This window comes from Streptomyces sp. NPDC034049 (assembly GCF_055575575.1).
On record NZ_JBVISJ010000002.1, the window covers coordinates 1,037,452 to 1,043,595 of the forward strand.

The window sequence follows — 6,144 nt, forward strand, 5'->3', positions numbered from 1 at the left end:
CGATGGCCGTCAGGCCGTCTCCACCCCCACATAGCTCTCGCGGAGGTACTCGTGCACCGCTTGCTCCGGCACCCGGAAGGACCTGCCCACCCGGATCGCCGGCAGATGACCGCTGTGCACCAAGCGGTACACGGTCATCTTCGACACGCGCATCACCGCGGCGACTTCCGCCACGGTCAGGAACTGAACCTCGTTCAGAGGCCTCTCGCCAGCTGCAGCCATGACACACCTGAACCTTCCGCACTCGACGGCCACCGGCTTCCCCTTCCGGTGACTCTTCGTCGTTGCGTGCTCACTCCCCAATGTAGGGGCGGGTGATGCGAGTGGGGAAGAGGGGATGCCATCGGCGGCCTACTGTGACAGACACGCCCGATTGAGTACGTAGCGGGTCAGCGGTCGGTAGTAATCAGACCGCACACCGTCATCAAGTGGAACGGCGACGGACACCCGCCCCTCCGCCTCCCCCACGAAGAGCGCCGGATCGTCCGTGTCGGCGAGCCCGATCGCCTCGAACCCCAGCTGACCTGCCCCGCAGACCCATCCGTGGTCTCCCACCACGAGTTCCGGGAGGGGCCCGCCGGCTTCCGCGGCGGCCGCCAGGACCGTCCGAACCGGGAGCGGTGAATGCGTGTGCACGCCGGTCGCACAACCGGAGCGCAGGGCGGGCGCCTCACGGACGAGAGCGACACCTCGTACGTAGTCGAGGTTGTACGTGCGTAGACCGAACCGGGTCGTTATGTCGACACGTCTACCCGTCGCTGGGGTGAGAACCTCACATCCCGCCGCCGACAAAGCGTCCGCCAACGCGCCGTAGAAGCCGATCAGCCGGTGTGGGTGCCCGGTCCCGAAGAGCACCGCCCCACCACTCCGAGCGACCGCCCCGAGCCGTTCCGCGAAACGGTCCAGCGCCCCGACGGTCCGCTCCGGATCGATCACATCCTGCCCGGATGTACACCCTGGATCGGCCGAAACACCGCACCTCTCCGCCATCAAAGCGAGCACATCCCGCTGGCGCCAAGACATCTCGGGATCGATACCGATCAGAAACCGAGGATCCCGAGCCGCGAACAACCGATAACTCCGCAGACTCGCTTCCCTGGCGGTGGCGACCCGCCCGGCCAACCCCGAGCCCACCAGATGCCGCCGCAACGCCCCACCGCTCACCACTCTCAGATGCTGACGCACGCCCCGCCCCCGCGCACGGAAACCCCTTGCCGAACCACACAGTTGGCGTAAGCCCCTCCAGGGGCGCGGGGAACCGCGCGCATCAGGGGCGCGGGGAACTGCGCGAACGGGGTCCGGGGCGGAGCCCCGAATCTTTGACGGGGGGCGAAGGGGGCGCCCAGCCCCCTTCAGGGCGGGACGGGTAGGGGAGGCGGGGGCGAGAAACCCCTACGGCAACAACCCCCGCAACGGAAACACAGCCTTCCGCGCAGCCAACACCGCCTGATCCAACCGATCCGCGGGGTCGTACCCCGCCTCCCACCCGGCCCACTCCACAGGCCACCGCCCATCAGTCATCCGCGCCGGCGCCAACTGCCGCGTACGAGCGAACACCTGCTGCCGCCACTCCTCGGGAACCGCCGTCTCCGGCGCGATCTCCCGCCCCGCCGCGATCGCCACCAGATGCGTCCACGACCTCGGCACCACATCCACCACCGCGTACCCGCCCCCGCCGAGCGCGACCCACCGCCCGTCGGCGTACTCGTGCGCCAGTTCGTGCAGCGCCACCTGGACCGCCCGCTGCGCGTCCAGCGACACCGCCAGATGCGCCAACGGATCCTCGAAGTGCGTATCGGCACCGTGCTGGGTCACCAGCACCTGCGGCCGGAAGTCGGCGATCAGCTCCGGCACGACCGCGTGGAACGCCCGCACCCACCCCGCGTCCCCGGTCCCCGCCGGCAACGCCACGTTCACGGCCGACCCCTCCGCGCTCGACGGGGCCCCCGTCTCCTCGGGCCACCCCGTCTGCGGAAACAGGGTCCGGGGATGTTCGTGCAGCGAGATCGTCAGAACCCTCGGGTCCTCCCAGAACGCCGCCTGCACCCCGTCCCCGTGATGCACGTCGACATCCACATAGGCGACCCGCTCGGCCCCCAGCTCCAGCAGCCGGGCGATGGCGATCGACGCGTCGTTGTAGATACAGAACCCCGAGGCACCCCCGGGCATCGCGTGATGCAGCCCGCCCGCGAAGTTCACGGCGTGCAGCGCGTCCCCCCGCCACACGGCCTCCGCCGCCGCCACCGACTGCCCCGCGATGAGCGCGGACACCTCATGCATGCCGGCGAAGGCCGGATCGTCGACCGTCCCCAGCCCGTACGACCCGTCCGCGCCCGCGGGATCGGCGGACGCGGCCCGGACCGCCGCCACGTAGTCCTCGCGGTGCACGAGCCGCAGCGTCGACTCCCCGGCGGGCTTCGCCGAGACGACGTCCATCTCCCGGTCGAGCCCGAAGGCAGTCACCAGGCTCCGGGTCAACGCCAGCCGGACCGGATCCATCGGATGGTCCGGACCGAAGTCATAGCCCGTTACTGCCTCGTCCCACATCAGCTGTGCGCGGCCGCTCATGCCCGCCACCGTATCGGTCCGGTTCGGTCTCGAACGAGCGGGCGTACACCAGGGTCACCAGCACCAACGCCATCGGGATGAGCATCGCCCCGCGATAGCTCCAGAGATCCCCCACGGCCCCGACCAGCGGAGAACCGATCAGGAACCCGACATAGTTGAAGATATTCAGCCGTGCGACGGCCGCGTCCGAAGCTCCGGGGAACAGCCGCCCCGCCGCCGCGAACGTCTGCGGCACCAGCACACACAGCCCGAGCCCCAGCAGCGTGAACCCGAGCATGCCCACCCAGGCCCCCGGCGCGCCCGCCACCACGGCGAACCCGACCGCCGCGACCAGCGCCCCGGCCCGCACGACGGCCGCAGCCCCGAACCTGCGCACCCCGAAGTCACCGATCGACCGCCCGAGCAGCGTGGTGACCATATAGACGTTGTACGGCACGGTCGCGAGCTGCTCACTGCTGCCCAGCACGTCCTGCAAGTACTTGGCGCTCCAGTTGGAGACGGTCGAGTCCCCGATGTACGCGAAGCACATCACCAGACAGAGCGGCAGCAGCATCTTGAAGGCGACGGACCCACCGGCCCCACCCGCCACCGCCGAAACGGCGTCCTCCTTCTCAGCCGGCTCCGGCCCGGCGTCGACGTACCACCGGCTCCCGACCAGCGCCGCCGGCAACAGCACGACGACCACCGGCAGATATGACACCAGCAGCGCCAGGTCCCAGTGCGCCCCGACCCACGCCAGCGAGGCCCCGGCTATCCCGCCCAGGCTGTACACGGCGTGGAAGCCGAGCATGATGCTCCGCCCGTACGACCGTTGCAGGCTCACCCCGAGCATGTTCATCGAGGCGTCGAGCGCCCCGACCGCCAGCCCGAAGGCGGCCAGCGCGGCACCGAGGACGACCATCTGCTCGCCGGCCCCCACCCCGAGCAGGGCCAGGAGCACGACGGGCTGGGACCACCGCAGCACCAGGCTCGGCGGCACCTTCTTCACGAGCTGCTCGGTGCAGACGCTGCCGACCCCGGCGAGGATCGGCACCGCGGCGAGGAAGGCGGGCAACAGCGCGTCGGAGACCCCGTACCGGTCCTGAATGGCCGGAATCCGCGTCACGAGCAGCGCGAAGGCGACACCCTGAGCGAAGAAGCTGAACGCCAACGCGGCCCTACCGCGCCGCAGTACATCTGTCATGGCGGCACAGTAGGGGCCGCGACCTACCCGTGGGTAGAGGAAGTTGAATACTGCTCAACTAACCGTGACGAGCGCCTACAGGCCAGCAGGTCCAGCAGGCCCCCCATGTCCGAAAAGTACCCCCTGGCCCCGGTCAGCTTCTCGGCCGGCGTCATCGCGGTGAACCCGTACACATCCATCCCGGCCGCGAGCCCCGCCCGCACCCCGAGGGGGCTGTCCTCGACGACAGCGCACCTCTCCGGGGCCACCCCCATCCGCTCGGCCGCGTGCAGAAAGAGATCCGGTGCCGGCTTCCCCCGCCCCACGTCCTGCGCACTGAAAACGAGCCCGTCCCCGAACCACCGGTCCAGCCCGGTCGTCCGGTGCCCCACCCGGATCCGCTCATGACTCCCGGACGACGCCACGCAGTACGGCACCTCGTCCGCGACCAGCTTCTCCAGCACTGGGACGACCCCCGGCACAGCCACCAACTCCCGCTCGAACGCGGTGAACACCCGCCGGTGGAAGACGTCGTCGAAGTCACCGGGCAGCGTCCGCCCGGTCCGCTCCAGGACGAGCTCATGAATCCGATGCATGGCGGACCCCATGTAGTCCCGGATGGACTCCTCGTACGAGGTCGGGTGCCCGAGTTCGGTCAGATACTCGGCGAGGATCCGGTTGGAGATCGGCTCGCTGTCGACGAGAACACCGTCATTGTCGAAGATCACGAGGTCATAGCGCATGACTCGACCCTAAACGACCCGGGAATGCAGAAAGCCCCCGCCGGTCACCCGGCAGGGGCTTTCTCAAAGATTGTTCGGCGGCGTCCTACTCTCCCACAGGGTCCCCCCTGCAGTACCATCGGCGCTGTAAGGCTTAGCTTCCGGGTTCGGAATGTAACCGGGCGTTTCCCTCACGCTATGACCACCGAAACACTATGAAACACTCAACCGCACCACACCGTGACCATGGCATGGGGTTGTTCGTGGTTTCAGAACCAACACAGTGGACGCGAGCAACTGAGGACAAGCCCTCGGCCTATTAGTACCAGTCAACTCCACCCGTTACCAGGCTTCCATATCTGGCCTATCAACCCAGTCGTCTACTGGGAGCCTTACCCCATCAAGTGGGTGGGAATACTCATCTCGAAGCAGGCTTCCCGCTTAGATGCTTTCAGCGGTTATCCCTCCCGAACGTAGCCAACCAGCCATGCCCTTGGCAGAACAACTGGCACACCAGAGGTTCGTCCGTCCCGGTCCTCTCGTACTAGGGACAGCCCTTCTCAATATTCCTGCGCGCGCAGCGGATAGGGACCGAACTGTCTCACGACGTTCTAAACCCAGCTCGCGTACCGCTTTAATGGGCGAACAGCCCAACCCTTGGGACCGACTCCAGCCCCAGGATGCGACGAGCCGACATCGAGGTGCCAAACCATCCCGTCGATATGGACTCTTGGGGAAGATCAGCCTGTTATCCCCGGGGTACCTTTTATCCGTTGAGCGACGGCGCTTCCACAAGCCACCGCCGGATCACTAGTCCCGACTTTCGTCCCTGCTCGACCCGTCGGTCTCACAGTCAAGCTCCCTTGTGCACTTACACTCACCACCTGATTGCCAACCAGGCTGAGGGAACCTTTGGGCGCCTCCGTTACCCTTTGGGAGGCAACCGCCCCAGTTAAACTACCCATCAGACACTGTCCCCGATCCGGATCACGGACCCGGGTTAGACATCCAGCACGACCAGACTGGTATTTCAACGACGACTCCACCCGAACTGGCGTCCGAGCTTCACAGTCTCCCAGCTATCCTACACAAGCCGAACCGAACACCAATATCAAACTGTAGTAAAGGTCCCGGGGTCTTTCCGTCCTGCTGCGCGAAACGAGCATCTTTACTCGTAGTGCAATTTCACCGGGCCTATGGTTGAGACAGTCGAGAAGTCGTTACGCCATTCGTGCAGGTCGGAACTTACCCGACAAGGAATTTCGCTACCTTAGGATGGTTATAGTTACCACCGCCGTTTACTGGCGCTTAAGTTCTCAGCTTCGCCACCCCGAAGAGTGACTAACCGGTCCCCTTAACGTTCCAGCACCGGGCAGGCGTCAGTCCGTATACATCGCCTTACGGCTTCGCACGGACCTGTGTTTTTAGTAAACAGTCGCTTCTCGCTGGTCTCTGCGGCCACCCCCAGCTCACCGAGTAAATCGGATCACCAGTGATGGCCCCCCTTCTCCCGAAGTTACGGGGGCATTTTGCCGAGTTCCTTAACCATAGTTCACCCGAACGCCTCGGTATTCTCTACCAGACCACCTGAGTCGGTTTAGGGTACGGGCCGCCATGAAACTCGCTAGAGGCTTTTCTCGACAGCATAGGATCATCCACTTCACCACAATCGGCTCGGCATCAGGTCTCAGC

At 66.1% G+C, this 6,144-nt stretch carries 5 protein-coding genes, 1 rRNA gene and 1 other annotated feature (1 of these 7 only partly in view); all 6 genes read right to left on the reverse strand.

Features of this window, described 5'->3' with window-relative positions:
- Positions 1–9: 9 nt before the first annotated feature.
- Complete coding sequence (locus ACZ52C_RS09550; protein WP_007443703.1) at positions 10–222, reverse strand: helix-turn-helix domain-containing protein; 213 nt, start codon at positions 220–222, stop codon at positions 10–12.
- A gap of 129 nt (positions 223–351) precedes the next feature.
- Positions 352–1,167 carry a phosphatase gene (locus ACZ52C_RS09555; protein ID WP_469074191.1) on the reverse strand — a complete coding sequence of 272 codons (816 nt, stop codon included), beginning with the start codon at positions 1,165–1,167 and terminating at the stop codon, positions 352–354.
- Positions 1,168–1,392: 225 nt separating this feature from the next.
- Positions 1,393–2,568, reverse strand: coding sequence for an acetoin utilization protein AcuC (locus ACZ52C_RS09560; RefSeq protein WP_319110560.1), 1,176 nt, complete (start codon positions 2,566–2,568; stop codon positions 1,393–1,395).
- On the reverse strand, positions 2,519–3,751 hold the full coding sequence (locus ACZ52C_RS09565; protein ID WP_469074140.1) for an MFS transporter: 1,233 nt from the start codon (positions 3,749–3,751) through the stop codon (positions 2,519–2,521). Before ACZ52C_RS09565 ends, ACZ52C_RS09560 begins: the two co-directional genes overlap by 50 nt.
- A 23-nt stretch (positions 3,752–3,774) precedes the next feature.
- Positions 3,775–4,473 carry an HAD family hydrolase gene (locus ACZ52C_RS09570; protein ID WP_469074141.1) on the reverse strand — a complete coding sequence of 233 codons (699 nt, stop codon included), beginning with the start codon at positions 4,471–4,473 and terminating at the stop codon, positions 3,775–3,777.
- A gap of 72 nt (positions 4,474–4,545) precedes the next feature.
- A 5S ribosomal RNA gene (gene rrf / locus ACZ52C_RS09575) occupies positions 4,546–4,662 on the reverse strand.
- 89 nt (positions 4,663–4,751) lie between these two features.
- Positions 4,752–6,144 (reverse strand) — a sequence feature (mutual gap in cmsearch alignment for this rRNA model is longer than 100) (it continues 1,640 nt past the right edge of the window).

Coding starts and splice junctions, on each gene's coding strand:
- ACZ52C_RS09550 (WP_007443703.1), bottom strand. CDS start 222: ATGGCTGCAGCTGGCGAGAGGCCTCTGAACGAGGTTCAGTTCCTGACC.
- ACZ52C_RS09570 (WP_469074141.1), bottom strand. CDS start 4,473: ATGCGCTATGACCTCGTGATCTTCGACAATGACGGTGTTCTCGTCGAC.
- ACZ52C_RS09565 (WP_469074140.1), bottom strand. CDS start 3,751: ATGACAGATGTACTGCGGCGCGGTAGGGCCGCGTTGGCGTTCAGCTTC.
- ACZ52C_RS09560 (WP_319110560.1), bottom strand. CDS start 2,568: ATGAGCGGCCGCGCACAGCTGATGTGGGACGAGGCAGTAACGGGCTAT.